The sequence below is a fragment of the Halomonas rhizosphaerae genome (genome assembly GCF_030010555.1).
GTDB lineage: Bacteria > Pseudomonadota > Gammaproteobacteria > Pseudomonadales > Halomonadaceae > Halomonas > Halomonas rhizosphaerae.
Map to the genome: position 1 here is coordinate 16,390 of NZ_JASCQP010000046.1, position 25,310 is coordinate 41,699.

At 67.7% G+C, this 25,310-nt stretch carries 20 protein-coding genes; 17 read left to right on the forward strand and 3 right to left on the reverse strand.

From position 1 onward, the window contains the following. Positions 1-34: 34 nt before the first annotated feature. On the forward strand, positions 35-484 hold the full coding sequence (locus QLQ83_RS19230) for a YcgN family cysteine cluster protein (RefSeq protein WP_282737093.1): 450 nt from the start codon (positions 35-37) through the stop codon (positions 482-484). A gap of 480 nt (positions 485-964) precedes the next feature. Here QLQ83_RS19230 and QLQ83_RS19235 read toward each other — a convergent pair whose 3' ends face one another. Then, positions 965-1,636, reverse strand: a complete 672-nt coding sequence (locus QLQ83_RS19235) for a hypothetical protein (protein ID WP_282737094.1) — start codon at positions 1,634-1,636, stop codon at positions 965-967. Positions 1,637-1,660: 24 nt separating this feature from the next. Then, a complete protein-coding gene (locus tag QLQ83_RS19240; RefSeq protein ID WP_282737095.1) occupies positions 1,661-3,781 on the reverse strand; it encodes a S9 family peptidase in 2,121 nt (706 codons plus the stop codon). Positions 3,782-3,852: 71 nt separating this feature from the next. Here QLQ83_RS19240 and QLQ83_RS19245 point away from each other — a divergent pair, with 71 nt between their 5' ends. The 9 genes from QLQ83_RS19245 to QLQ83_RS19285 all read left to right on the forward strand — a co-directional run bounded on the left by QLQ83_RS19245 (position 3,853) and on the right by QLQ83_RS19285 (position 16,602). Continuing rightward, positions 3,853-4,299 carry a hypothetical protein gene (locus tag QLQ83_RS19245; protein WP_282737096.1) on the forward strand — a complete coding sequence of 149 codons (447 nt, stop codon included), beginning with the start codon at positions 3,853-3,855 and terminating at the stop codon, positions 4,297-4,299. A 24-nt stretch (positions 4,300-4,323) separates the two neighbouring features. Further along, a complete protein-coding gene (locus QLQ83_RS19250; protein ID WP_282737097.1) occupies positions 4,324-6,165 on the forward strand; it encodes a vWA domain-containing protein in 1,842 nt (613 codons plus the stop codon). Then, positions 6,158-6,946, forward strand: coding sequence for a class II glutamine amidotransferase (locus QLQ83_RS19255; RefSeq protein WP_282737098.1), 789 nt, complete (start codon positions 6,158-6,160; stop codon positions 6,944-6,946). The genes QLQ83_RS19250 and QLQ83_RS19255 overlap by 8 nt, the downstream gene beginning before the upstream one ends. Before the next feature lie 101 nt (positions 6,947-7,047). After that, positions 7,048-8,724: an AMP-binding protein gene (locus QLQ83_RS19260; RefSeq protein ID WP_282737099.1), complete on the forward strand. Its 1,677-nt coding sequence runs from the start codon at positions 7,048-7,050 to the stop codon at positions 8,722-8,724. 199 nt (positions 8,725-8,923) lie between these two features. Further along, positions 8,924-12,955: an ATP-dependent RNA helicase HrpA gene (gene hrpA, locus QLQ83_RS19265; RefSeq protein ID WP_411971145.1), complete on the forward strand. Its 4,032-nt coding sequence runs from the start codon at positions 8,924-8,926 to the stop codon at positions 12,953-12,955. After that, entirely contained in the window at positions 12,952-14,073 is a 1,122-nt protein-coding gene (locus tag QLQ83_RS19270) for a beta-ketoacyl-ACP synthase III (RefSeq protein WP_282737100.1), read from the forward strand. The genes hrpA and QLQ83_RS19270 overlap by 4 nt, the downstream gene beginning before the upstream one ends. A gap of 38 nt (positions 14,074-14,111) precedes the next feature. Then, entirely contained in the window at positions 14,112-14,879 is a 768-nt protein-coding gene (locus QLQ83_RS19275) for an MlaA family lipoprotein (RefSeq protein ID WP_282737101.1), read from the forward strand. A gap of 12 nt (positions 14,880-14,891) precedes the next feature. Beyond that, positions 14,892-16,106, forward strand: coding sequence for a PP2C family protein-serine/threonine phosphatase (locus QLQ83_RS19280; protein WP_282737102.1), 1,215 nt, complete (start codon positions 14,892-14,894; stop codon positions 16,104-16,106). Continuing rightward, positions 16,093-16,602: an STAS domain-containing protein gene (locus tag QLQ83_RS19285; RefSeq protein WP_282737103.1), complete on the forward strand. Its 510-nt coding sequence runs from the start codon at positions 16,093-16,095 to the stop codon at positions 16,600-16,602. Before QLQ83_RS19280 ends, QLQ83_RS19285 begins: the two co-directional genes overlap by 14 nt. A 25-nt stretch (positions 16,603-16,627) precedes the next feature. On the opposite strand, the gene tal is transcribed toward QLQ83_RS19285, so the two are convergent. After that, on the reverse strand, positions 16,628-17,566 hold the full coding sequence (gene tal, locus QLQ83_RS19290) for a transaldolase (protein WP_282737104.1): 939 nt from the start codon (positions 17,564-17,566) through the stop codon (positions 16,628-16,630). A 137-nt stretch (positions 17,567-17,703) separates the two neighbouring features. Between tal and QLQ83_RS19295 the strand changes: the two genes are divergently transcribed. The 7 genes from QLQ83_RS19295 to QLQ83_RS19325 all read left to right on the forward strand — a co-directional run bounded on the left by QLQ83_RS19295 (position 17,704) and on the right by QLQ83_RS19325 (position 25,282). Next, positions 17,704-18,915 carry a Bcr/CflA family multidrug efflux MFS transporter gene (locus QLQ83_RS19295; RefSeq protein WP_282737105.1) on the forward strand — a complete coding sequence of 404 codons (1,212 nt, stop codon included), beginning with the start codon at positions 17,704-17,706 and terminating at the stop codon, positions 18,913-18,915. Positions 18,916-19,121: 206 nt separating this feature from the next. Beyond that, the gene (locus QLQ83_RS19300; protein WP_282737106.1) at positions 19,122-20,135 is read left to right on the forward strand and encodes a substrate-binding domain-containing protein; all 1,014 of its coding nucleotides are present in this window, start codon (positions 19,122-19,124) and stop codon (positions 20,133-20,135) included. Between the two features lie 104 nt (positions 20,136-20,239). Next, positions 20,240-21,496, forward strand: a complete 1,257-nt coding sequence (pstC, locus tag QLQ83_RS19305) for a phosphate ABC transporter permease subunit PstC (protein WP_282737107.1) — start codon at positions 20,240-20,242, stop codon at positions 21,494-21,496. 18 nt (positions 21,497-21,514) lie between these two features. Further along, positions 21,515-22,681, forward strand: coding sequence for a phosphate ABC transporter permease PstA (gene pstA, locus QLQ83_RS19310; protein ID WP_282737108.1), 1,167 nt, complete (start codon positions 21,515-21,517; stop codon positions 22,679-22,681). 64 nt (positions 22,682-22,745) lie between these two features. Then, on the forward strand, positions 22,746-23,570 hold the full coding sequence (pstB, locus tag QLQ83_RS19315; RefSeq protein ID WP_407650075.1) for a phosphate ABC transporter ATP-binding protein PstB: 825 nt from the start codon (positions 22,746-22,748) through the stop codon (positions 23,568-23,570). A 19-nt stretch (positions 23,571-23,589) separates the two neighbouring features. Further along, positions 23,590-24,792, forward strand: a complete 1,203-nt coding sequence (gene chrA, locus QLQ83_RS19320; RefSeq protein WP_282737109.1) for a chromate efflux transporter — start codon at positions 23,590-23,592, stop codon at positions 24,790-24,792. Positions 24,793-24,859: 67 nt separating this feature from the next. Beyond that, positions 24,860-25,282: an arsenate reductase ArsC gene (locus QLQ83_RS19325; RefSeq protein WP_282737110.1), complete on the forward strand. Its 423-nt coding sequence runs from the start codon at positions 24,860-24,862 to the stop codon at positions 25,280-25,282. The last annotated feature ends 28 nt before the right edge of the window (positions 25,283-25,310 follow it).

A 25,310-nucleotide genomic window follows, 5' to 3' on the forward strand; every position in this document is an offset into this window, starting at 1 on the left:
CACCGAGCCGCGCCCCAGTCGCGCAGGAGAGATCATGAGAGACCGGTTCTGGGAGCGCTTCGACCTGGAGGAGCTCACCGACGAGGAGTGGGAGGCGTTGTGCGACGGCTGTGGCCAGTGCTGCCTGCTCAAGTTCCAGGACGAGGCCTCCGGCGACCTGGCGGTGCTCAACGTCGCCTGTGAACTGCTGGATATCCACAGCTGTCGCTGCAGTGACTATGCCCATCGGTTCGCGAGGGTGCCCGACTGCACGCAATTGACCCCAGAGCGCATCGACGATTTCCGCTGGCTGCCGAGGTCCTGCGCCTACCGACGGGTGGCGGAAGGGCGCAAGCTCGCCGCGTGGCACCCGCTGATCGCCGGGGGGCCGGAGCGCATGCACCGCAAGGGCATCAGCGTGCGCAGCTTCGCCGTCTCGCAGCGCGAGGTTCCCGAAGAGGAACTCGAGGAGCACATCATCGCCATCCTGCCCATTGATGCGTGATGTGACGCGGCTTGACTGCCGATGGCTCGACGCATGAGATCCTTCGTACCCAGGTAGGCATTCCGATTCACCCTTCTGTGACGCTCATTCATGTCTCCGTCCTATGGCGTTGTTCATGGTCGGCTACGATGCTTTGCTGTGTGTAACAAATTGTTGTTCACGGCGAGTGTGACGGGTCAGGCCCGAGAGCATGGGATAACGCAGAGGGGAAGAATCATGAAAGGCTTCAGGAAGCTTGCGCTGGTGGTGGCGATGGGAGCCCTTGCCTCATCAGGCGCGTCGGCACAGTCGTCTCCATGGGGTACGGATCCGCTCAGCGACGACGAACTGGCCGCGATGTTCAATGACCTCATGTACGAGGGCAGGGTGCTCGACGACCAGGAGATGGACCAGATCCTGGCGTGGCTGCCGACACGGCAGAGCCCCGAAGAGTTGTTGCTGCTTTTCCCGCCCGGGGCTGGTAACGACGCCAATGCTGGTCTAGGCACCGGAGGTGACGGCGGCTTGGCGACCGTGGCTGCTGGCGGAGCCGGTGGTGGCGTCGCCGGTGGTGGCGTCGCAGGTGATGGCGGCGGCGATGATGGCGGCGGCGCTGATGGCAGCGGCGCTGATGGCGGCGGCGCTGATGGCAGCGGCGATGATGGCGCCGGCGATGATGGCAGCGGCGATGATGGCAGCGGCGATGATGGCGGCGGCGCTGATGGCAGCGGCGATGATGGCGCCGGCGATGATGGCAGCGGCGATGATGGCGGCGGCGATGATGGTAGTAGCAGTGGCGATGACGGCAGCGGCGATGATGGTAGTGGCGGCGATAACCTCTTTGGAGGGAGTGATGGCGGTGGTTCCGGTGGCGGCTCTGGCGGTGGTTCCGGTGGCGGCTCCGGCGGTGGTTCCGGTGGCGGATCTGGTGGTGGTGCCGGTGGCGGCTCCGGCGGTGGTTCCGGCGGTGGTTCCGGTGGCGGCTCCGGCGGTGGTTCCGGTGGCGGCTCCGGCGGTGGTTCCGGTGGCGGTTCCGGCGGTGGTTCCGGTGGCGGTTCCGGCGGTGGTGCCGGTGGCGGCTCCGGCGGTGGTGCAGGCGGCGGTGCCGGTGGTGGTGCCGGCGGTGGCAGTTGACGCCTCTGTATCCTGATCAGCGCGAACAGGACCCGGCATCGGCCGGGTCCATTGATCAGGGGGTCAGGCATCCCTGCCCTCGAGCCCGAGCGCCCAGAGGATGAAGGCATCCTGGCGGGCGTTGTCGTGCCAGGCCTTGAAGCGTCCCGAGGCCCCGCCGTGCCCGGCGGCCATGTCGGTACGCAGCAGGATGGGACGGTCTGTCGATGTATGGTCCTCACCGGCCTGGTCGCGGCCCAGTTCCTTGAGGCGGGCATAGAGCTTGGCGGGTTCCCAGTAGGGCACCCGGGTGTCGTGCCAGCTGCCCTGCAGGAATACGGCCGGCCAGGGCTGTGCCGAGAGGTTGTCCAGCGGTGAGTAGTCGCCGATGCGCCGTCGTGCCTCGGGTTCGCGGGGGTCGCCCCATTCGGTGTATTCCGCGGTGGTGAGAGGCAGGTCAGGGTTCTCCATGGTGCGAAGCACGTCGACGAAGGGCACGTCGAGGACCGCGGCACAGAAGGCCCCCGGGGCCAGGTTGAGGCTGGCGCTGACCAGCAGCCCCCCGGCACTGGCACCATAGGCCGCAATGCGTTCGCCGTCGCTGAAGCCCTTCTCGACCAGGGCGTCCCGAGCGGCGAGGAAGTCATGGAAGCTGTTCGCCTTGTGCTCGAGCTTGCCGGCCAGGTACCAGGGCTCGCCGCGATCGCCGCCGCCGCGCACATGCGCCACGGCAAAGGCCGCACCGCGTGCCAGCAGCTCGAGCCGGGCAACCGAGAACCAGGGGTCGAGCACCTCGCCGTAGGCGCCGTAGCCGTAGAGCAGGGTGGGCAGCGGGTGGCCGGCCAGGTCCGCGCGCATCACCACGGAGACGGGGACCCGCTCGCCGTCGTGCGAGGTCGCCCAGAGCCGCTCGCAGACCAGCTGCTCGGGCCTAAGGTCGCCATGGATGGGCTGCTGCTTGAGGATACGCCGCTGGCCGCTGTCCAGGTCATGTTCGAGCCAGCTCACCGGCAGGGTGAAGGACTCCTCGCGCAGGCGCAGGCGGCGGGTATCGAAGTGGGGCGCGTCGCCCAGTGCCAGGCTGCAGGGCAGCTCCGGCAGTGGCAGTCGTTCGTCGCGGGTGATGGCGTGGTCGGGATCCAGCTCGAGGACGCGCAGGTGCACCTGGGCCTCGTGGTGGTCGCGCTCGGTGATCACCACCCCCCAGTCGAAGGCGTCGACGCCTTCCAGAGTGTCATCGTCGCGATGGGCGATCAGCGGCTGCCAGGCGGTGGCGGGGTCGGCCTCGCCCAGCCGGGGTTCGGCCAGAACGTCCAGCCGGAAGTGGGTGGCCTCGCGGTTGTGCAGCACATAGAAGTGGCCCGGGCGGTGATCCAGGGCGTACTCCACCCCGCTTTCCCGGGGGCGGAAGCAGCGCGGCGCGGTGGACGGTGCCCGGGCGGGGATCAGGTGGCTCTCGCTGGTGTCCTTGGAAGCGCTCTCCAGGACCAGCCACTCACGGGAGCGGGTCTTGCCCAGGCCCAGCCAGAACTCCGGATCCTCCTCGCGCAGCACCAGTGCCGGCTCGCCTGCCCTGCCGGCCTCCAGGGGCAGGCGCCAGATGCTCTCGGGGCGCTGGGTGGCATCATAGCGGGTGAAGAGCAGGGTGGCGTTGTCCTCGGCCCAGCCGATCTCGGGGCCGATCTCCTCGAGCAGCACCCCGGGCTCACCGCCGGGCAGGTGCTTGAGGTAGAGCGTGTAGGTCTCGTCGCCGCGGGTGTCCTCGGTCCAGGCCAGCCAGGCCTCGTCCGGAGAGAGGGCCATGTCACCCACCTCGAGGAAGTCGTGCTCGCTGGCCCTGGCCTGCAGGTCGAGGAAGCACTCCGCGCCATCGGGGTCGCCATTGGGATGGCGCCACCAGACCGGGTAGTCGGCGTCCACCGCCGTCTCGCTCCACACCGTGTAGTGGTCAAGCGGGGTCCTCAGCCCGTGGACGGCCAGTTCGCGGCGGGCCAGGTGGCCGTGGTAGAGGCGCTCGACCAGGTCGTCGAGGGGGGCGAACCAGCGGCGCGACGCCTGATTGGCCGCCTCCAGGAAATCGGCGACCGCCGGATCATCGCGGTTCTCCAGCCAGTGCCACGCCGGGTCGTCGGCGTGGCGGAAGCGGGTGACGGGGTCGTCGGCAGGCGTCTCGGGGGCCTGGTCACGTGGCGGCTGTGCTTTCATTGCGCGAGATGTACCATACTCAGTGTATTTTCAAGAACGTGCGTCGTGGACGCACAGGTCGCGAGGTCGTGATGCTGATTTCGGATTCGATATCCCTACTATGGCTGGTCTATGTCGTGTTGTCGCTGGTGGTGCTGCTGACCGGCTACCTGGGGCTGGCCTTCCTGCCGCGGTTGCCGCGGCTGGTGATCACCTGGCTGGTGGCCGGCGTGATGTGGACGCCGGCCCATTTCCGCCTGCCGCTGCTGGAGGAGGGCGAGTTCTACACCGGCTTCGCTCCGGCGGTGGTGGTGGCGGCCGTGGCCTCCCTCGAGGGCAACGGCGCGGCCTTCATGCCGGCTGCCCTGCTGGTTGCGGTGGGGGCCGCGCTGGGTGTCCTGGTGGGGCTGCTGCTGTGGTGGCGTGGCCGTCATCGCGACACCCTCGATGACGATGACTACGTGGAGATGGATGACGAGGCGCCCGCCGGCCGCCGCCGAGGTGGCCGGGGCGAGCGCCAGGAGCCGATGATCGGCTAAGGAGCCCCGATGGGCGGGTATGGCATGGAAAGGCCCTGCAGCCGGCTGACCTGGGTGCTTGCAATCGGCCTCGCCTTGTGGATGTGGGCGAGCCTGGCGTCGGCACAGGTCGGCGGCGAGGAGCGACCTGACGTGCGGGTGGTGGTCGATGTCTCCGGCAGCATGAAGGAGAACGATCCCGACCGTCTGTCGCTCAGTGCCCTGGACATGCTGGTAGCGCTGCTACCCAACGGCGCCACGGCGGGGGTCTGGACCTTCGGTGAGACGGTCGACAACCCCCTGCCGCTGGGCGAGGTGGATGCGGCCTGGCGCGACAGGGCTCTGACCCTGCCGCCGGCCCTGCAGGATTACCAGCAGTACACCGATATCGAAGTGGCCCTTCGTGAGGCGGCAAGGGCCGAGGCCAACGGCTGGCGTCACCTGGTGCTGCTCACCGATGGCGTGATCGACCTGTCACCGGCCCGGGGCGCCAAGCCGGAGGTCGACGATGCCTCGCGTCGTCGACTGGTGGACGAACTGGCCGCCGAACTGGCCGACCATGGGGTGACCATCCATGCCATCGCCTTCTCGGACCAGGCCGACCTGGCCCTGGTGGAGCGACTGGCCCAGTCCACCGGCGGCCTGGCGGCACTCGCGGAGAATCCCGAGAGGCTGCTGGGCGCCTTCCTCGACATCGTCGAGCGTATCTTCCCCGCCGACCAGGTGCCGCTGGAGGAGGGGCGCTTCGTCATCGACGACAGCGTGGAAACCTTCTCGGCGCTGGTCTTCCATGAGCCCGATGATGGCCCCCTGAGCCTGGTCGCACCGGACGGCACGCGCTACCGGGCCGACGAGGCGCCGGACGACATTCGCTGGCAGGTGGAGCCGCGCTTCGACCTGATCCGGGTGCCTGACCCCCAGGTCGGCGAGTGGCGCCTGGAGGGGCCGGTGGGCGAGGGCAGTCGCATCAACGTCGCCTCGTCTCTTCATCTGCGTACCGCCGATCTGCCGACCACCCTCTATCTGGGCTTCGAGGTGCCGGTGGAGGCCTGGGTGGAGCGAGACGGTGACCCCCTCGGCGAGGAGGACGAGGAACCCACCCTCTCGGTCTCGCTGCAGGATGCGGAGGGCGAGGTACAGTCCCGGGTCACGCTACAGGCCGAGGAGGGGCGCTTCCGTGGCCGCCTGCCGGCACCGGCGCTGATCGGCAATGCGCGCCTGGTGTTCCGGGCCGAAGGGGAGGGGTTCCACCGCCAGCGGGTGCAGGCGGTGAACGTGCTGCCGGCCATCGGGGCGGTGCATCGACCCCGGGAGGGACGGGTGGTGCTGGCCGCCGAGCATCCCCGGCTGAATCGCGACAATACCGAGATCCATGGCGAGTTGCAGGGAGAGCGTCTCGAGGCCCGAGCGGTCGGGGCCTCGCGCTGGCATCTCGAGCTGCCCGAGCTCGACGAGGCGCTGAGTCAGCCCCTGCTGCTTGATGCTACCATCACGCTGGATGGCGAGACCCGCGAGTTGACCCTGCCGCGCCTGATGCTCAATCCCGAAGGGCGCATCGGCATCGATCTGGCGGACGTGGCCGGGCCGACCCTCGGCACCGAGCGCGTCGAGGACGGGGAGCGCAGCGAACCCTCACTGCCGCCCCCCGAAACCACGGCCGAACATGCCGCCGACCGCTTCGTCGCATGGGTCAATGGGGTGACCGAGCAGGCGCATGACCTGTGGCAGGCGGGGGTACCGGGCCTGCAGCGGCTGTGGGAGGCGCATCGCCGCGACCCGCGACTGTGGGGCGCCGTGGCGCTGTTTGTGCTTGTGTGGCTGGTGATCAGCCTGATCCGGCGTCGCCATGCGCGACGCCCCGTCCGCCGGGAGGAACCCCATGTGTGAGCTTATGGGGATGAGCGCCAACGTGCCCACCGACATCTGCTTCAGCTTCACCGGCTTCCTGCACCGTGGTGGGGGGACCGGGCCACACCGTGACGGCTGGGGCATCGCCTTCTACGAGGAGGGTGGCTATCGGGACTTCCGCGATCCCCATCCTTCGGTACACTCCCCCATCGCCCGGCTGATCTGCGATTACCCGATCAAGTCGAACATCGTCATCAGCCATATCCGACAGGCCAATGTCGGCCAGGTACGCCTGGCCAATACTCACCCCTTCGTCCGCGAGATGTGGGGGCGCCCCTGGTGCTACGCCCACAATGGCCAGCTCGCCGACTGGCAGGCCTTGCCGCACTCGTACTATCGCCCGGTGGGCAGCACCGACAGCGAGCATGCCTTCTGCTGGCTGCTCGGCGAGCTGCGCGGCGCCTTCCCCGACCCGCCGGAGGATGACGCCCAGCGCCACGCCTTCTGGGGGACCCTCCACGGGCTCTGTGAACGGCTTCGTGGCCTGGGGGTCTTCAACCTGCTGCTGGCCGATGGCGACTGCCTCTACACCTACTGTTCCACCAAGCTGGCCCACATCACGCGGCGGGCGCCCTTCGGCCGGGCAAGCCTCTCGGATGCCGAGTTGACGGTCAACTTCGCCGAGCACACCACGCCCGACGATGTGGTCTCGGTAATTGCCACCGAGCCGCTCACCGATAACGAGGAGTGGGTGCGCATGGACCCCGGCGAGCTGCTGGTCTGGAAGGGTGGCCTGATACAGGCACGATTTAAAACGTAAGTTTCAATCGTTTGTTTTACAGTCGCGAAGCCGCTGGTATAAGGTAGGCGCACAGAACAACAAGTCCGCTGATGAGATCAGCCGCAGCGTGGAGACCACCCATGAGCGAGAACGCCAAGCCCGCCATCCTGACCGGTCAGCCCCTGGAGGGACTCGACGACTACGCCTCGGTGATGGATGTCTTCCACTCCTCCGTGGCGCGCTTTGCCGACAAACCGGCGTTCAGCTGCATGGATCGGGTGCTGACCTATGCAGAGCTCGATCGTCTCTCCGGTGACTTTGCCGCCTGGCTCCAGCACGAGACCACCCTGCAGCCGGGGGATCGCATCGCCATCCAGCTGCCCAATGTGCTGCAATTCCCGGTGGCGGTCTTCGGTGCCCTGCGGGCAGGGTTGGTGGTGGTCAACACCAACCCGCTCTATACCGAGCGAGAGATGGCCCACCAGTTCAAGGACTCCGGGGTCCGCGCCATCGTCATCCTGGCCAACATGGCCGACAAGCTCGAACGGATCCTCGAGCGCACCGATATCCAGCATGTGGTGGTGACGGAGCTTGGCGACCTGCACGGCTTCCCGAAGCGCCAGTTGATCAATGCCGTGGTCAAGCACGTCAAGAAGATGGTGCCCGCCTACTCGCTGCCCGGTGCCACGCCGATGAGACAGGCTCTCCGGGTGGGCGCCGGGCGTCGTCACCAGGAGGTGACACGCGGCCCCGACGACATCGCCGCACTCCAGTACACCGGCGGCACCACAGGGCTGGCCAAGGGCGCCATGCTGACCCATCGCAACCTGGTGGCCAACATGCTCCAGGCCCGCCAGGCCATTGGCCCGGCGCTGACCGACGGTGCGGAGACCATCATCGCGCCGCTGCCCGTCTACCATATCTACACCTTCACGGTGAACTGCCTGTTCATGATGGAGACCGGCAACCACTCGGTGCTGATCACCAATCCCCGTGACCTGGATACGTTCGTCAAGACCCTCAAGGGGCTCTCCTTCACCGGCTTCATCGGGCTCAACACCCTCTTCAATGCTCTGTGCAACCGCGAGGACTTCCGCCGTCTCGACTTCTCCCGGCTGCACCTGACGATCTCCGGCGGCATGGCCCTGACCCGGGCGGCCGCGCAGCGCTGGGAGGAGGTCACCGGCTGTCCGGTGGCCGAGGGCTACGGCCTGACCGAGACCTCGCCCATCGTCAGCTTCAATCCGGTGGATGCCATCCAACTCGGCACCATCGGCAAGCCGGTGGCCGGGACCGAGGTGAAGGTGGTGGACGCCGATGGCCAGGATGCGCCCCTCGATACCGCCGGGGAGCTCTGCGTCAGGGGGCCCCAGGTGATGAAAGGCTACTGGAGCCGTGACGAGGAGACCGCGCGGGTGATCGACGACCAGGGCTGGTTCCACACCGGGGACATTGCCGTGCTCCAGGCGGATGGCTACATCCGCATCGTCGACCGCAAGAAGGACATGATCCTGGTCTCCGGCTTCAACGTGTACCCCAACGAGATCGAGGACGTGGTGGCGGCCCATCCGGGCGTGATCGAGTCCGCGGCCGTGGGGGTGCCCGACGAGACCAGCGGTGAGGCGATCAAGCTGTTCGTCGTCGCCCGGGACGAGTCCCTCGATGCCGAGACCCTGCGGGCCTGGTGCAAGAAGGATCTCTCCGGCTACAAGGTACCCAGGCACGTGGAGTTCCGCGACGAGTTGCCCAAGACGAACGTGGGCAAGGTCCTGCGTCGCCAGTTGCGCGACGAGGAGCGCGAGAAGACCGGTGAATGATCCCGGCGGCCACAGACGCTGTCATGTTCAGCGAAAAAGCGTGAAATACGATAGCTTCCTTCTTGCAACCTGATAGGCACGCTTGATGGTCCCGATTAGGCGCCGCCGTGACCTCGGCGTTACAATGCACGGCCCGCTCCGGGAGTCCCGGGCGGGCCGTTTTGTTGATGACCGTGACCCGGAGACGATTGTCGAGACCGTGACCGCCGAGACCCGCCAGGCCCCCGCGGCGAATGTCCAGCATGCCGCCGAGCTAGACGCCCTGACCCGCGACCTCGCCGACGCCCTGCGCCGCGACGTCCCGACCCTGGACAAGCGCCTGCGCGGGCTGCGCCGTCGCCTGAGGGAGGGCAAGCCCGTGGATCGCGGCCTAGCCGAGGTGCGACGCGCGCTCGAGCGTTCGCGGCAGCAGGTGGAACGTCGCCGGGCGCGGCCGGTGACCCTCGAGTACCCGCCATCGCTGCCGGTGGCGGAGCGTCGGGAGGACATCCTCGAGGCCCTGCGCGAGCATCAGGTGGTGGTGGTGGCCGGCGAAACCGGCTCGGGCAAGACCACCCAGTTGCCCAAGCTCTGCCTGGAGCTGGGCCTGGGGCGCCGCGGGCTGATCGGTCACACCCAGCCGCGGCGCCTGGCGGCTCGCTCGGTGGCCAGTCGCCTCGCCGAGGAGCTCCAGGTACCGCTGGGCGAGCAGGTGGGCTACCAGGTGCGCTTCACCGACCAGAGCAGCGACGACACCCTGATCAAGCTGATGACCGACGGTATCCTGCTCGCCGAGACCCGCCACGACCCGGACCTGATGGGCTACGAGGCCATCATCATCGACGAGGCCCACGAACGTAGCCTCAACATCGACTTCCTGCTCGGCTACCTCAAGCGCCTCACTGCACGGCGTCCCGACCTCAAGGTGATCATCACCTCGGCGACCATCGACGTGGCCCGCTTCGCCGAGCACTTCGGGCGCCCGGACGATCAGGGGCGAGTCCGGCCGGCGCCGGTGGTGGAGGTCTCCGGGCGCACCTACCCGGTCGAGGTGCGGTACCGGCCGCTGGTGCGCGATGATGATGACGAGGAGGATCGTACCCTGCAGGAGGGGATCCTCCACGCCGTGGAGGAGATCGAGCAGGTCGAGCGGGACCAGCGCTGGTTCCATGGCCCACGCGACATCCTGGTGTTCCTGCCCGGCGAGCGCGAGATCCGCGAGACTGCCGATACCCTGCGCCGCGCCGACCTCACGGGCACCGAGATCCTGCCGCTCTACGCGCGACTCTCCAATGCCGAGCAGAACCGCGTCTTCGCCCCCCATGCGGGGCGGCGCATCGTGCTCTCCACCAATGTGGCGGAGACCTCGCTCACCGTGCCGGGGATCCGCTACGTCATCGACCCGGGGCTCGTGCGTCTCAGTCGCTACAGCTACAAGGCCAAGATCCAGCGCCTGCCGGTGGAGCCGGTCAGCCAGGCCAGCGCCAACCAGCGGAAGGGCCGCTGCGGGCGCGTAGCCGAAGGGGTCTGCATCCGCCTCTACGACGAGGAGGACTTCCTCGCCCGGCCCGCGTTCACCGACCCCGAGATCCGCCGTACCAACCTGGCCTCGGTGATCCTCTCGATGCTGTCGCTGAAGCTCGGTGACATCGAGGCCTTCCCCTTCGTCGATCCGCCGGATTCGCGCTTCGTCACCGATGGCTTCCGGCTGCTGTTCGAACTGGGCGCGGTGGACGGAAACAGTCGCCTGACCCCGCTGGGGCGCAAGCTGGCGCGGCTGCCCATCGACCCTCGCCTGGCGCGCATGGTGCTGGCGGGCGCCGAGCAGGGGGGGCTGCGCGAGGTGCTGATCGTGGTCGCCGGCCTGGCGGTGCAAGACCCCCGCGACCGGCCGGCCGACAAGCGCCAGGCCGCCGACCAGGCCCACCGCCGCTGGCAGGACCCGGACTCCGACTTCGTGGCCCTGCTCAACCTCTGGAACGGCTTCGAGGCCGCCCGGGAGGCGCTCTCCGGCAATCGGCTGCGGCGCTGGTGCAAGGAGCACTACCTCAACTACCTGCGCCTGCGCGAGTGGCACGACACCTTTCGCCAGCTGCGCCAGCTGCTGCGCGACATGGAGATCGAGGTGCCCCCGCCGGCCCCGCGGCCGGCCGCCGATGAGCCGGACAGGGACGACAAGGCCCGCCAGGAGGCCCGCCGCGAGAGTGCCGTGGCTCTGCATCAGGCCCTGCTCACCGGGCTGCTCTCGCACCTGGGGCTCGCCACCGAGAATCGCGAGTACCTGGGGGCCCGCAACCGCAAGTTCGTCATCCATCCGGGGTCGGGGCTGGCCAAGAAGTCCCCCAAGTGGCTGATGGCCTTCGAGCTTGTCGAGACCAGCCGGCTCTTCGCCCGTACCGTGGCCAGGATCGAGCCCCAGTGGATCGAGCCGCTGGCCGGCCATCTGGTGAAGCGTGCCTATGCCGAACCGCACTGGGAGAAGAAGCGCGCCCAGGTGGTCGCCACCGAACAGGTCACGCTCTTCGGCCTGCCGATCGTCGCCGGACGCAAGGTACATTTCGGTCCGATCGATCCGGCACAGTCGAGAGAGCTCTTTATCCGCCGGGCGCTGGTGGAGGGCGAATTCAAGACCCGTGGCGCGTTCTTCGCCCACAACCGGGCACTGGTGGAGGAGGTCGAGGACCTCGAGGACCGCGCCCGCAAGCGCGATATCCTGGTCGACGAGGAGACCCTGTTCGCCTTCTACGATGAGCGCATCCCCGAGGAGATCGTCAACGGCAAGGGCTTCGAGGCCTGGCGTCGGAAGGCCGAGCGCGAGAACCCCGACATCCTGAAGTTCGACCGCGCGGCCCTGCTGGCCCGGGAGGCCGGGGAGGTCACCGAGGCCGACTACCCTGACGAGCTGGTGCTGGGTGGGGTGCGCTATCCGCTTTCCTACCACTTCGAGCCCGGGGCGGCAGACGATGGCGTGACGCTCACCGTGCCGGCGGCCATGTTGCCCCAGCTGCCCCTGGCGCGGCTCGAGTGGCTGGTCCCGGGCCTGCTGCGCGAGAAGTGCATCGCGTTGATGAAGTCGCTGCCCAAGGCGGTACGCCGCCAGGTGGTGCCGATTCCCGACTGGGTCGACGCCGCCCTCGAGACCATGACGCCGGACGACGTGCCGCTCACCGAGGCGCTGGGCGAGTTCCTTCGCCGCCGGACCGGGGTGCGCCTCCACCCCGATGACTGGCGCCTCGACCAGCTGGAACCGCACCTGGTGATGAACCTGCGGGTGGTGGACCACCAGGGCCGTACCCTGGGCCAGGGCCGCGATGCTCGCGAACTGGAGCGCCGCTTCGAGGCCGCCGCGGGGGAGGGCGCCCGAGCCCTGGCCGAGCAGGCCAGCAGCGAAGGCGAGCTCGAGGCCCTGCCCGAGACGCCATTGCCCGAGTCCCGGGTCACCACCCAGGCCGGCATCCGGGTGGAGGCCTACCCGGCGCTGGTGCCCGCCAAGGAGGCCTTCCGGGTCGAGCTCTTCGACCATCCCGACAAGGCCCGCGAGGCCCATCGCCGCGGCGTGGTCAGGGCGGCCATGGAGCGCCTGCCCGACCAGGTGCGGGCCATCGAACGCCTCAAGGGCCTCGAGACCTGTGCGCTGCTGTTCGCCAGGGTCGGCAGCAAGCGAGAGCTCGTCGAGGACGTGGTGGCAGCGGTGTTCCGCCAGGTGGTGGCCACCGACCCGCTGCCGCGCTCTCGAAACGAGCTTGAACAGCGCCTCGAGGCACAGCGTGATGCACTGCTGCCCCGGGCGGAGACCCTGGTGACTACGCTGGAGCAGGCGCTCAAGGGGCACCTGGCCGTGACCAAGGCGCTCAAGGGACAGCTGAACCTGGCCCTGGCGCTGGTCTACAGTGACCTCAAGGCCCAGATGCAGCGGCTGGTGCATCCCGGTTTCGTCAGCGAGGCCGGGGAGTGGCTCGAGGAGTACCCCCGCTACATGGAAGCGGCGCTGACCCGCCTGGAGAAGGCGCCGAGGGAGCGCATGCGCGACCAGATGCACATGCAGGAGGTCCAGGACTTCGAGGCCCGCCTGGCCGCGCGCCGCGAGAGCGAGCGACGCGGCGGCGTGGAGGACCCGGCGCTGGTGGCGTTCGGCTGGTGGATCGAGGAGCTGCGGGTCTCGCTCTTCGCCCAGCAGCTGGGCACGAAGTTCCCGGTCTCCACCAAGCGCCTCGAGAAGCGCTGGACAGAACTCACAGGGAGACACGCATGAGCCAAGTGGTGATCACCGGCACGGGGCTCTTCACCCCGCCGCACGCCATCGACAACGCGGCCCTGGTGGCCTCGTTCAACGCCTGGGTGGACGCCGAGAACGCGCGCCATGCCGACGCCATCGCCGCCGGTGAGCGTGAGCCACTGCCGCACTCCAGTACCGAGTTCATCGTCAAGGCCTCGGGCATCCACAGCCGTTACGTGCTCGATGCCGAGGGTATCCTCGATCCCGCGCGGATGCGTCCCCGGCTGCCGCAGCGCGGCAATGACGTGCCCTCCCTCCAGTGCGAGATGGGCCTGGCCGCGTCGCGCGACGCCCTCGATGCGGCGGGCGTCGAGGCCACGGATATCGAGCTGGTCATCGTCGCCTGTTCCAACCTGGAGCGGCCCTATCCGGCCGTCGCGGTGGAACTCCAGGATGCGCTCGGTGCGGGCGGCTACGCCTTCGACATGAACGTCGCCTGCAGCTCGGCGACCTTTGCCATCGAGACCGCCGCCAATGCCATTCGCGCCGGCAGCGTCAAGCGTGCACTGGTGGTCGACCCGGAGATCTGCTCGGCGCACCTCAACTTCCGGGATCGCGACAGCCACTTCATCTTCGGTGATGCCTGCACCGCCATCGTGCTGGAGAGCGAGGAGGTGGCCACGGCCGAGGAACGCTTCGAGATCCTCGGCACGCGCCTGGTGACGCGCTTCTCGAACGCCATCCGCAACAACGCCGGCTTCCTCAACCGGGTCACCGACAGCGACCCGCAGGCCATCGACAAGCTCTTCGTCCAGGAGGGCCGGCGGGTCTTCAAGGAGGTCTGTCCGCTGGTGGCCGCGCTGATCACCGATCACCTGGCGAGCCTCGAGCTTACCGGCGGCGACCTGTCGCGACTCTGGCTGCACCAGGCCAACCGCCACATGAACGACCTCATCGCCCGGCGCGTGCTGGGCCATGATCCGAGCTCCGAACAGGCGCCGATCATCCTCGATCGCTACGCCAACACCAGCTCGGCGGGCTCGATCATCGCCTTCCACCTGCATCGGGACGACCTGCCACGCGGCGCACTCGGGGTGGTCTGTTCCTTCGGCGCGGGATACAGTGCCGGCAGTGTGGTGGTGCGTCGCCAATGAGCGTCATGACAGGGAACCGCTGGGAGGCGAGCAAGCCGATGAAACAGGGTCTGACGAGATGGGTCGGGCGCGGGGCGCTGGCGTTGTTGCTGGTGGCCACCGCAGGATGCGCCTCCAGCGGCGAGGTGCGCGAGCGAAACCCCGATGACCCCTGGGAGGGGTTCAACCGCAAGGTGTTCGCCTTCAACGACGTGGTCGACCGCTACGCGCTCAAGCCGCTCGCCCGGGGCTATCGCTTCATCACCCCGGACCCGGTGGAGACCGGCGTCGGCAATTTCTTCTCCAACCTGGGGGAGCCGCGCACCGCGCTCAACAGCCTGCTGCAGGGCAAGGGCACCAATGCCAGCGTGGCCACCGGTCGCTTCCTGATCAACAGCACGGTCGGCATCGGCGGGCTGTTCGATGTCGCCTCGCGGATGGAGGTCACCGGGCGCGAGGAGGACTTCGGCCAGACGCTCGGTACCTGGGGCGTGGGAGAAGGGGCCTACCTGGTGCTGCCGCTGCTCGGCCCGAGCACGGTGCGCGATACCGCCGGCCTGCCGGTGGACATGTACACCTATCCGACCACCTACGTGGAGGATGACGAGGTGCGCATGAGCCTCACCGCCCTGAGGGTGATCGATGCCCGGGCCGGGCTGCTCGACCAGGAGGCGCTGATCCGCGGCGACCGCTACAGCTTCATCCGCGATACCTGGCTGCAGCAGCGCCGCTTCGAGGTCAGCGATGGTGAACAGGGCGAGGATCCCTTCGCCAGCGAGGAGTTCGACTTCGATGATGCCGACTTCGATGACGCCTTCGCCGAATGAGGCCATGACAGCATGCCACCAGCCAAGCAACTGATCGGGGTGATCGACGTACCGGGGCCGGAGCGCGATGCCCTGGCCGAGACCATCGCCCGTGACGGCCTGGCGGTGTATGCCGCCGACAGCATCGAGGGACTCCCCCCGGACACTGCCCTTATCGTGGCCCATGCCAGGGCGGTGCCCCGCGGCGAGTGGACGCGGCTCGCCGAACGCCTGCCGACGCTGGTGGTCAGTGACGAGCGCCAGGATGCCGACCTGCTGCGCGCTGTCGATGCCGGCCTGGTGGACTACATCATCGACCCGCTGCGCCATGGGTCCCTGCTGCGGCGAATGATCGGCAAGGCCATCGAGGTCCATCGCCTGGCCGCGGAACGGGAGCATGACCGCGCTCGCCTGGCCCAGCTCAACGAGGACCTGGAGGAGCTCAACGAGAGCCTCGAGACCCACCTGGCGATGCTGCGCCTCGATCAGCAGGCCGGCGGGCAGATCCAGCGCAAGCTGCTGCCGCCGAGGCCGCAGACCCTGAACGATGTCACGTTCGACTACTGGCTGGCGCCTTCGCTCTACCTCTCCGGGGATTTCCTCGATTTCCAGGCCTTCAATGAGCGCTACAGCCTGTTCTATTTTGCCGATGTCTCGGGGCACGGCGCGTCCTCGGCCTTCGTCACCGTGCTGCTGAAGTATCTCTCCAATCACTGGCAGCACGAGTGGGACGGCGAGGATCCCGAAGATCTGGCGCCACGCTGGCTGGCGGCGCTCAACCGCGAACTGCTGGATGCCGGCATCGGCAAGCATGCGACCCTCTTCGTCGGGGTCATTGACCATCAACGTCGTTATCTCCACTATTCGCTGGGCGCTCAGTTGCCCATGCCCCTGCTGGTGACCGACGGGGAGGTGACGCCGCTGCCCGGTGAGGGCATGCCGGTCGGTCTCTTTCCGGGAGTCGACTATCCGCGGCTGGGCTGCGAGCTGCCGGAGAACTTCCGGTTGTGGCTGTGTTCGGATGGAATATTGGAGTGTCTGCCGGGCGACACGCTTGATCTACGGCTCAGGGAACTCGAGCGGCGGGTCCTGGACAGCGAGACGCTGGAGGACCTACGTGGCAGTCTTGCACTGGGCGCATTGGCGGACGATGATGAAAGCGTCGCCGAGAGCGCCCCGGGGCACGAGGAACTGCCAGACGACCTGACGATCATGATGGTGAGCGGATTTGGCAATGATAAATCATGAAGGCCGCATCAAGGCGGCGTTCGATTCCGGGGTCTTCGTCCTGAAGCTGTGCGGGGACGTGCGCCTGACGCTCTGTGCCACCCTGGACCGCCAGGCCACGCAGCTGGCCGAGACCCCGGGCCTCGAGACGCTGATCATCGACCTGCGCGATACCACCAACGTGGATTCCACCGCCCTGGGCTTTCTCGCCAAGGTGGCGATGGCGGTGCAGGGGCGTGTCACCGAGCGACCGACCATCATCGCCGACAATCCGGATGTCCGGCGGATGCTCGACGTCATGGGATTCTCGCGCATTTTCACCCTGGTGGAGACACCGATCACCGAGACCTGTGAGCTCTGCGACCTCCCCGAGGTTCCCACCGACGTCGAAGAGACCCGCCGGCGGGTTCTCGAGGCGCACCGCATACTGATGCGCCTGAACGAGCATAATCGCGAGGAGTTCCAGCCGCTCGTCGAGATGCTCGAGGCCCAGGAGGCCGCCTCGCACGACCACTGACCGGGGCCTCGCCGGTGCCGGTCCGTCAGCCCTTCCGAAGTTCTCCCAGCAGCGCCTCCAGCTTGCGCTGGTCGGCCATGAACTTGCGGATGCCCTCCGCCAGCTTCTCGGTGGCCATGGCATCCTCGTTCATCTCCCAGCGGAACTCCGCCTCGTCCTGGGGCTCCGGGGCGCCGGTCTCGGCATCCAGCGGCGTGAGCCGACGCTCCAGGTTGCCGGTGGTGCCGGCCAGCTCTTCCAGCAGCTTGGGCGAGATGGTCAGGCGGTCACAGCCGGCCAGGGCGATGATCTCGCCGGCGTTGCGGAAGCTCGCGCCCATCACGATGGTGTCGTAGCCATGCCCCTTGAAGTGCTCGTAGATGCGCCTGACGGACTGCACGCCCGGGTCGCGGTCGCCGCTGAAGTCGGCGTCGGGCTCATGCGCCTTGTGCCAGTCGAGGATCCGGCCGACGAAGGGTGAGACCAGAGTGACGCCGGCATCCGCGCAGGCCCGGGCCTGGGCGAAGCTGAACAGCAGGGTGAGGTTGGTGTGGATGCCTTCGCGCTCGAGGATCCGGGCGGCACGGATGCCTTCCCAGGTGGCCGCCACCTTGATCAGGATGCGCTCGGGACCGACGCCGTGTCGCCCGTAGCGCTCGATCAGCGAGCGGGCCCGCGCCAGGGTGGCGTCGGTGTCGAAGGAGAGGCGAGCGCTGACCTCGGTGGAGACAAAGCCCGGGATCAGGGCGCTGACTTCGCTGCCGATCTCCACGGCCACCGCGTCCAGCGCATCGTCGATGTCGGTCGCATGGCGGGCAATCTCGGCCAGCCGCGCACGGCGTGCCTCCTGCTGGGCCGCCTGGAGGATAAGAGACGGGTTGGTGGTGGCATCGGTGGGTTCGAAGCGGCGAATCGCCTCGAGGTCACCGGTGTCGGCGACCACGGTGGTCATGGTCTTGAGTTGTGAAAGCAGGTCATCTGCCATGGCGGGATCCCTCCGGTTGTCGTGGGGGTCACTCTAGCAAGGCCAGGTGGCCGAATATAGACGGCCGAGGCAGGGGCCGGGGTTTCGGGTATCATTAGCCCACTATCTGTTTGACCGGTTCCTGCCATGGAGGTGCCTTGACCCTGAACCCCCGACGCGTGGCGCTGCTGGTGGCCGCCAATACGGCCCTGGCGCCCTTCGCCATCGATGCCTACCTGCCGGCCATGTCGGCGATCGCCGAGCATATCGGCGCGAGCATCCATCACACGGAGCTGTCGCTCTCCACCTTCCTGGCCGGCTTTGCCCTGGGCCAGCTGGTGTTCGGCCCGGTATCCGATCGGGTGGGGCGAAAGCCGGTGCTTCTGGGTGGGCTGGTGGTCTTCCTGCTGGCCAGCCTGGTGATCACCACCTCGAGTTCGCTGTGGGAGCTGCTGGGCTGGCGCTTCGTCCAGGCGCTGGGCGGTGGCGCTACCGTCGTCAACTCGGCGGCCATCGTGCGCGACTGTTTCAAGGGCCGGGAAGCCGCCAAGGTGATGTCGACCATGGCCATCATCATGCTGATGGCGCCACTGGTGGCGCCGGTGGTGGGCAGCGGGCTGCTCTATCTCGCCGACTGGTGGCTGATCTTCGTGTTCCTTGCCGCCTATGCCGGTTTCCTGATGTGGCTGCTGGGCACCCGGCTGCCCGAGACGCGACCGCCCGGCCGTTCCGCGGCAACGCCGGCCCGAGTGCTGGCCAACTATGCCAGCGTGCTTCGAGATCGTCGGGCCATGGGCTTCATCGCCGCCGCCTCGATGTCCTTCGCCGGGCTGTTCGCCTTCGTCACCGCCTCGCCGTTCCTCTATCTGGAGCACTTCGGCCTGACGCCGTCGCTCTATCCGCTGGTGTTCGGCGTCAACGTGGTGGTCATGGTGGCCGCCAATCGCCTCAATATCCGCCTGCTGAGGTGGCGCACCCCCCTGCAGAACCTGCGCCTGGGGCTGGGTATCCAACTGGCCGCCGGAATCGGACTCGCGCTGGTGGTGGCCACCGGGCTCGAGTCGCTCGCCACCATGGTGCCACTGATCATGCTGTTCGCCGGGACCATCGGCCTGATTGCCCCCAATGCCATCACCTCGCTGCTCGACCGTTTCCACCATATGAGCGCCACCGCCGCCGCCCTGCAGGGCAGCCTGCAATTCTCCAGCGGCGCCCTGGCCGGGGTGCTGGTCGGCGCCTTCGAGGTGGACAGCGCCTGGCCGATGGTGGGCACCATGCTCGGCGCCTCGCTGGCGGCCAATCTGGGCATCCGTCTACTGGCGGGGCGAGAGGCCACGCCTGACGCGGCCGCAGACGATAGCGAGTCCTGAGCGTCATCCCGACGCTTTCCCGCGTCGTCCAGCGGAAGAATCCTGTCACGCGGGTGTCATCTCCCTGGGGCAGGGTATGCATCGTAGCGGGTGCATCCTGCTCGGCAGATGGGAAGCGGCTGTGTGGCTGTCATGAAGCTGTCATCTGTCTGGGGCAAGGTGTCACCCGTGAAGGTTGCACACTGTCCTCATCAGGAGACCGCTCCATGAATCGCATCCTCAAGACCACTGCTATCGCCGCCGCCGTCATGGGCGTGGCCACCGTGGCCCACGCCCGCGACCAGATCCGTATCGTCGGTTCCAGCACCGTCTACCCGTTCGCCAGCTATGTGACCGAGGAGTTCGGCGCGGTGACCGAGTATCCGACGCCGGTCATCGAGTCTACCGGCTCTGGCGGCGGTATCCGCCTGTTCTGTAACGGCGTGGGCGAGGGCACTCCGGACATCTCCAATGCTTCCCGCCGCATCAAGGCCTCCGAGCTGGAGCGCTGCCTCGAGAACGGCGTGACCGATGTCACCGAGGTCAAGATCGGTTCCGACGGCATCGTCTTCGCCCAGTCCAGCACCAACGAGGCCATCGAGCTGACCCTCGAGCAGCTGTTCCTGGCCGTGGCGGCCAAGGTGCCGGTCGATGGCGAGCTGGTCGACAACCCCTACACCAACTGGAGCGAGATCGACGCCTCCCTGCCGGATCGCGAGATCTCCATCTACGGCCCGCCCAGCACCTCCGGTACCCGTGACGCCTTCGAGGAGCTCGCCATGGAAGTCCCGTCGGAGGAAATGGAGGCCTACGGTGGCGAGGCCTACACTGACATTCGTTCCGACGGCGTCTATATCGATGCCGGCGAGAACGACAACCTGATCGTCCAGCGCCTGAGCGAAGACACCGATGCCTTCGGCATCTTCGGCTACTCCTTCCTGGTCGAGAATCCCGATACCCTGGTCGGCACCGCCATCGATGGCGTGGAGCCGGAGTCCGAGGCGATCAGCGCCGGGGACTACCCGATCGCCCGCTCGCTGTGGTTCTACGTCAAGAACCAGCACGCCGAGGAGGTACCGCCGCTGTACGACTACGTGGACATGTTCGTCTCCGAGACCATGATCGGCGAGGGTGGCTATCTGGGTGACCTGGGCCTGATCCCGCTGCCGGAAGCCGAGCGCGAGCAGACCCGTGAAAAGGTTGAAAATCGGGCTAAGCTCGAGGTCAGCGACCTCAAGTAACACCCCGTTGGGCACGGACGCCTGATCCGGCCGGCAGCCCAAGGCTGCCGGCCGTCGCACGTTCCGGCAGGCACGCTGCCGTCGTTATCCACCGAGAGAGACCTATGCAGACCAACCAACTCCTCGCCATGTTCAGCGGCGTCCTGCTGCTGCTGGGTCTGATAGCCTTCTTCCTGGGTCGTGCCAAGGCCGCGCGGGTGCGCGCCACGGGCACGGCCATGTATGCCCAGCCCGATCAGTATGCCTGGTTCGCCGTGCTCGCCACCGCCGGCCCGGCGATCACCGTGGGCGCCATCGGGGCCTTGCTGATGCTGCTGCTGGGCGCCGATATCCCCACCCTCTACCTGCTGGCCGGCAGTCTGGTGATCGCCGCCATCGGCCTGTTGGTGGGCATGAGCCAGGTGAAGCCCGACTTTCACGCCCGCCAGGCCATCGAGCGGGTGATTCGCTGGGTGCTGGTCGCCGCGGCGATGATCTCGATCTTCACCACCTTCGGCATCCTCTTCTCCATCGTCTTCGAGGCGCTGCGCTTCTTCCAGATGCACAGCTTCTGGGACTTCATCACCGGGACCGTCTGGAACCCCGGCGCCAGCTTCCTGGCCGCCGCCGGGCGAGGCGACGAAGCGGGCAGCGCCGCGCAGTTCGGCTCGGTGCCGCTGTTCGCCGGCACCTTCATGATCACGGCCATCGCCATGCTGGTGGCGATCCCTGTGGGCCTGCTCTCGGCCATCTACATGGCGGAGTTCGCCCCCCGTCGGGTGCGCACCCTGGCCAAGCCGACCCTCGAGGTGCTGGCCGGCATTCCCACCGTGGTCTATGGCTTCTTCGCCGCCATCACGGTGGCGCCGATCATCGTCGACGTCGCCGGCTTCTTCGGGCTGGATGCCTCCTTCAACAATGCCGTGGCGCCCGGGCTGGTGATGGGCATCATGATCATCCCCTTCATCTCCTCGCTCTCCGACGACGTGATCAATGCGGTGCCGGACAGCATGCGTCAGGGTTCCCTGGCGCTGGGCATGACCAAGGGCGAGACCATCCGCGACGTGGTCATTCCCGCGGCCCTGCCGGGGATCATCTCCGCCTCGCTGCTGGCGGTCTCGCGGGCGCTGGGCGAGACGATGATCGTGGTGATGGCGGCGGGCATGCGGCCCAACCTGACCGCCAACCCGCTGGAGGACATGACCACGGTGACGGTGCGCATCGTCGCGGCGCTGACCGGCGACCTGGAGTTCGAGAGTGCCGAGACCCTCTCCGCCTTCGCCCTGGGCCTGGTGCTGTTTACCGTCACGCTGAGCCTGAACCTGGTGTCGGTGCTCATGATCCGCCGCTTCCGCGAGAAGTATCGCGTCAACAACCTGTAACGCCGAGGAATCGCCGAGATGAGTCAATCCTTCGACGACATCAGCGCCCAGCTGCGCCGCCGCCACCGCCAGTCGTCGCGGCTGAAGTGGATCTCCATGGGGGCCCTGGGGCTCGCCGGCCTGTTCCTGGTACTGTTCTTCGCCGACATGCTCAACAAGGGGCTGCCGGCCTTCCAGCAGACCTATGTGGAAGTGGAACTGACGTACAACGAGGACGCGACCCGCATGGGGCGTGCCGCCATGGAGCCCGAGGATGCCAAGATCGTCAGCCGCAGCTTCGAGCGCCTGATACCGGGCATGCTGCGTGACGACCCCGACCTGCTGGGCACCACCGAGACCCGCTGGGTACTGGCCAACGGCGAGGTGGACCAGTACCTCAAGGGCAACCGCAACAAGCTCAGCGAGGCCGAACGGCAAGCGGTCGACGAGAAGGTCGAGAGCGGCCAGGTGGCCCTGAAGTTCAATACCACCTTCTTCACCGAGGGTGACTCCAAGATGTCCGAGCGTGCCGGCATCATGGCCGCCGCCGTGGGCACGGTGATGACCATGCTGGTGACGCTGGCGATCGCCTTTCCCATCGGCGTGATGACGGCGGTCTACCTGGAGGAGTTCGCCCCGGACAACCGCCTGACCCAGATCATCGAGATCAACATCAACAACCTGGCGGCGATCCCTTCGATCCTGTTCGGCCTGCTGGGCCTGGCGATCTTCATCAACTTCTTCGGGGTGCCGCGCTCCTCGCCGCTGGTGGGCGGCATGACCCTGGCGCTGATGACCCTGCCGGTGATCATCATCGCCACCCGCACGGCGCTGCGCAGCGTGCCGGACTCGATTCGCCACGCCGCCTTCGGCGTCGGCTGCTCGCGCTGGCAGGTGGTGCGTGACCACGTGCTGCCGCTGGCCATGCCGGGGATCATGACCGGCTCGATCATCGGCCTGGCCCAGGCCATGGGCGAGACCGCACCGCTGATCATCGTCGGCATGGTGGCCTTCATCCCCGACGTGGGCGCCTCCTTCACCCAGGCCGCCACCGTGCTGCCAGCGCAGGTCTTCACCTGGGCGGGGGAGCCGGAGCAGGCCTTCGTCGAGAAGACCGCCGGGGGGATCCTGGTGCTGCTGGCGATCCTGATCTTCCTCAACGCCACCGCCGTCGTCCTGCGCAAGAAGTTCGAGCGCCGCTGGTAGGCCACGCTACGTTACAGGGTATCCACAGATGAACATTCACGTTGCCGAGCGGAGTACCGCGCCGATGTCACGTCACGAAAGCTCCCGTCCCGAACCCGGCCAGCCGGTGACCCGCAATACCGACGCCCACCACGAGCTGAGCATTCGCGTCCGCGACCTCAGCCTCTGGTACGGCCAGAGCCAGGCGTTGAAGAACATCAACATCGATGTCTACCAGAAGAACATCACGGCCCTGATCGGGCCCTCGGGCTGCGGCAAGTCCACCTTCCTGCGCTGCCTGAATCGCATGAACGACCTGATCCCCAGCGTGCGAATCGAGGGGCTGGTGGAAATGGACGGCCGCGACGTCAATGCCGCCAAGATGGACGAGGTGGCCCTGCGCCGCCGGGTGGGCATGGTCTTCCAGAAGCCCAATCCCTTTCCCAAGTCGATCTACGACAATGTCGTCTATGCGCCGCGCATGCACGACCTGGTGAGCCGCAAGCCGGAGCAGGACGAACTGGTGGAGAAGGCGCTGCGCGACGCCGGCCTGTGGGAGGAGGTCAAGGACAAGCTGCACCAGCCGGGCACGTCGCTCTCCGGTGGCCAGCAGCAGCGCCTGTGCATCGCCCGCGCCATCGCCGTGCAGCCCGACGTGATCCTCATGGACGAGCCCACCTCGGCGCTGGACCCGATCTCCACGGCGACCATTGAGGACCTGATGGACAAGCTCAAGCAGCAGTTCACCATCATCACCGTGACCCACAACATGCAGCAGGCGGCGCGGGTGGCCGACTACACGGCCTTCTTCCACCTCGGCGAGATCATCGAGTACAACGACACCCGGACGATGTTCGCCAACCCGGCCACCAAGAAGGCGGAAGACTACATCACCGGCCGCTACGGCTGAGCGTGGACGAGCCCCGGCCATGACCCGCTCGCCAGCCCATGGAGGCCGACGCCGGGAGGTCTTCCAGGCCTTCCTGCTGCTGGGCCTGACCTCGTTCGGTGGCCCCGTCGCGCACCTGGGCTACTTTCGCCACGAGTTCGTGACGCGTCGGCACTGGCTCGGCCAGCGGGACTATGCCGACCTGGTGGCGCTCTGCCAGTTCTTGCCCGGGCCGGCCAGCAGCCAGGTGGGTTTCGCCCTCGGCCTGCTGCGGGCCGGGCCCTGGGGCGCCGCCCTGGCCTGGCTGGCCTTCACCCTCCCGTCGGCGTTGCTGCTGGTGGCCTTCGCCCTGGGCGCGAGCCTGTTCGACGGCCCCGTTGGCGCGGGGCTGGTCCACGGCCTTAAGGTGGCGGCGGTGGCCATCGTCGCCCAGGCCGTCTGGGGCATGGCGCAGGGCCTCTGCCCGGACCGGCGTCGCGCGGGCATCGCGCTGGCCGCGGTCTTCAGCGTGGTGCTGGTGGGTGGTCCCCTGGGCCAGGTGATGGCGATCCTGGCGGGGGCGCTGGCCGGCCTGGCGCTGTGTCGCCGCGGCGGCGGGGATACTCCTCCAGCGCCGCTGGCGCTGCCGGTGTCCCATCGGGTCGGTGGCCTTGCCCTGGTGGTCTTCCTGTTGCTGCTGGGGGGATTGCCGCTGCTGGCCCTCGCCACCGCCTCGTCGACGCTCGACCTGCTGGATGCCTTCTACCGGGCCGGGGCCCTGGTGTTCGGCGGGGGGCACGTGGTGCTGCCGCTGCTCGAGGCCGAGGTGGTGCAGTCGGGCTGGGTCTCGCCGGCGTCCTTCCTGGCCGGTTATGGCGCCGCCCAGGCGGTGCCTGGCCCCTTGTTCACCTTCGCGGCCTATCTGGGCAGCGTGATGGGCGTCGGACCCGGCGGGCTCCCTGGCGCCGCCCTGGCACTGGTCACCATCTTCGTGCCGGGATTGCTGTTGCTGGTGGCCGTGATGCCGTTCTGGGAGACCTTGCGCCACCGGGCTAGCGCCCAATCGGCGATGCGCGGCGCCAATGCCGCCGTGGTGGGCATCCTGGGCGTCGCGCTCTACGACCCGCTCTGGACCGGCGTCATCCTCGGGCCCGAGCAGTTCGCCCTGGCCCTGGCTGGCTTCCTGCTGCTGGTGCGCTGGCAGCTGCCCGCCTGGGCCGTGGTGGCGCTGCTGGCCGTGTCGGGCGTCTTTATCGCCCCTTGATGGCTGTCACCAGATTGACATCTGGCGCTGTTATATATGAAATTCCATATATTCAGGAGCCTCTTCCATGGCCAAACAGCGCGTGCTCTTTCTCTGCAATGCCAATGCTGCCCGCTCGCTGATGGGCGAGGCGCTGCTGCGCCATATGGCCGGCGACCGGTTCGAGGCTTACAGCGCGGGCAGTGAGCCTGATACCCCCGCCGCGATGACCCTGGCGGCATTGAAGAAGCAGGGGATTTCCACCGAGGGGCTGGCCAGCCAGTCACTGGACGACTTCGCCGGCGAACATTTCAACGCCGTCGTCGTGCTGTGCGACAAGGCCCAGCAGGCCTGCCGCGACTGGCAGGGCGAAAGCGACGAGCACCTCTACTGGGATATTCGCGACCCGCGCCTGATCGGTCGTGCCGATGCCTACGAGCAGGCCCTCAACGAGATTCGTCACCGCCTCTCGCTGTGGCTGCAGATCAAGGCCCGCGACGATCAGGCCTGAGGGGTCGGCAACCCCCCCATTTTCTTTC

Bases quoted from the DNA above. Each gene is read 5' to 3' on its own strand.
- QLQ83_RS19230 (WP_282737093.1), top strand. From the start codon at position 35: ATGAGAGACCGGTTCTGGGAGCGCTTCGACCTGGAGGAGCTCACCGAC.
- QLQ83_RS19235 (WP_282737094.1), bottom strand. From the start codon at position 1,636: ATGCCGGGTCCTGTTCGCGCTGATCAGGATACAGAGGCGTCAACTGCC.
- QLQ83_RS19240 (WP_282737095.1), bottom strand. From the start codon at position 3,781: ATGAAAGCACAGCCGCCACGTGACCAGGCCCCCGAGACGCCTGCCGAC.
- QLQ83_RS19245 (WP_282737096.1), top strand. From the start codon at position 3,853: ATGCTGATTTCGGATTCGATATCCCTACTATGGCTGGTCTATGTCGTG.
- QLQ83_RS19250 (WP_282737097.1), top strand. From the start codon at position 4,324: ATGGAAAGGCCCTGCAGCCGGCTGACCTGGGTGCTTGCAATCGGCCTC.
- QLQ83_RS19255 (WP_282737098.1), top strand. From the start codon at position 6,158: ATGTGTGAGCTTATGGGGATGAGCGCCAACGTGCCCACCGACATCTGC.
- QLQ83_RS19260 (WP_282737099.1), top strand. From the start codon at position 7,048: ATGAGCGAGAACGCCAAGCCCGCCATCCTGACCGGTCAGCCCCTGGAG.
- QLQ83_RS19270 (WP_282737100.1), top strand. From the start codon at position 12,952: ATGAGCCAAGTGGTGATCACCGGCACGGGGCTCTTCACCCCGCCGCAC.
- QLQ83_RS19275 (WP_282737101.1), top strand. From the start codon at position 14,112: ATGAAACAGGGTCTGACGAGATGGGTCGGGCGCGGGGCGCTGGCGTTG.
- QLQ83_RS19280 (WP_282737102.1), top strand. From the start codon at position 14,892: ATGCCACCAGCCAAGCAACTGATCGGGGTGATCGACGTACCGGGGCCG.
- QLQ83_RS19285 (WP_282737103.1), top strand. From the start codon at position 16,093: ATGATAAATCATGAAGGCCGCATCAAGGCGGCGTTCGATTCCGGGGTC.
- tal (WP_282737104.1), bottom strand. From the start codon at position 17,566: ATGGCAGATGACCTGCTTTCACAACTCAAGACCATGACCACCGTGGTC.
- QLQ83_RS19300 (WP_282737106.1), top strand. From the start codon at position 19,122: ATGAATCGCATCCTCAAGACCACTGCTATCGCCGCCGCCGTCATGGGC.
- pstC (WP_282737107.1), top strand. From the start codon at position 20,240: ATGCAGACCAACCAACTCCTCGCCATGTTCAGCGGCGTCCTGCTGCTG.
- pstA (WP_282737108.1), top strand. From the start codon at position 21,515: ATGAGTCAATCCTTCGACGACATCAGCGCCCAGCTGCGCCGCCGCCAC.
- pstB (WP_407650075.1), top strand. From the start codon at position 22,746: ATGTCACGTCACGAAAGCTCCCGTCCCGAACCCGGCCAGCCGGTGACC.
- chrA (WP_282737109.1), top strand. From the start codon at position 23,590: ATGACCCGCTCGCCAGCCCATGGAGGCCGACGCCGGGAGGTCTTCCAG.
- QLQ83_RS19325 (WP_282737110.1), top strand. From the start codon at position 24,860: ATGGCCAAACAGCGCGTGCTCTTTCTCTGCAATGCCAATGCTGCCCGC.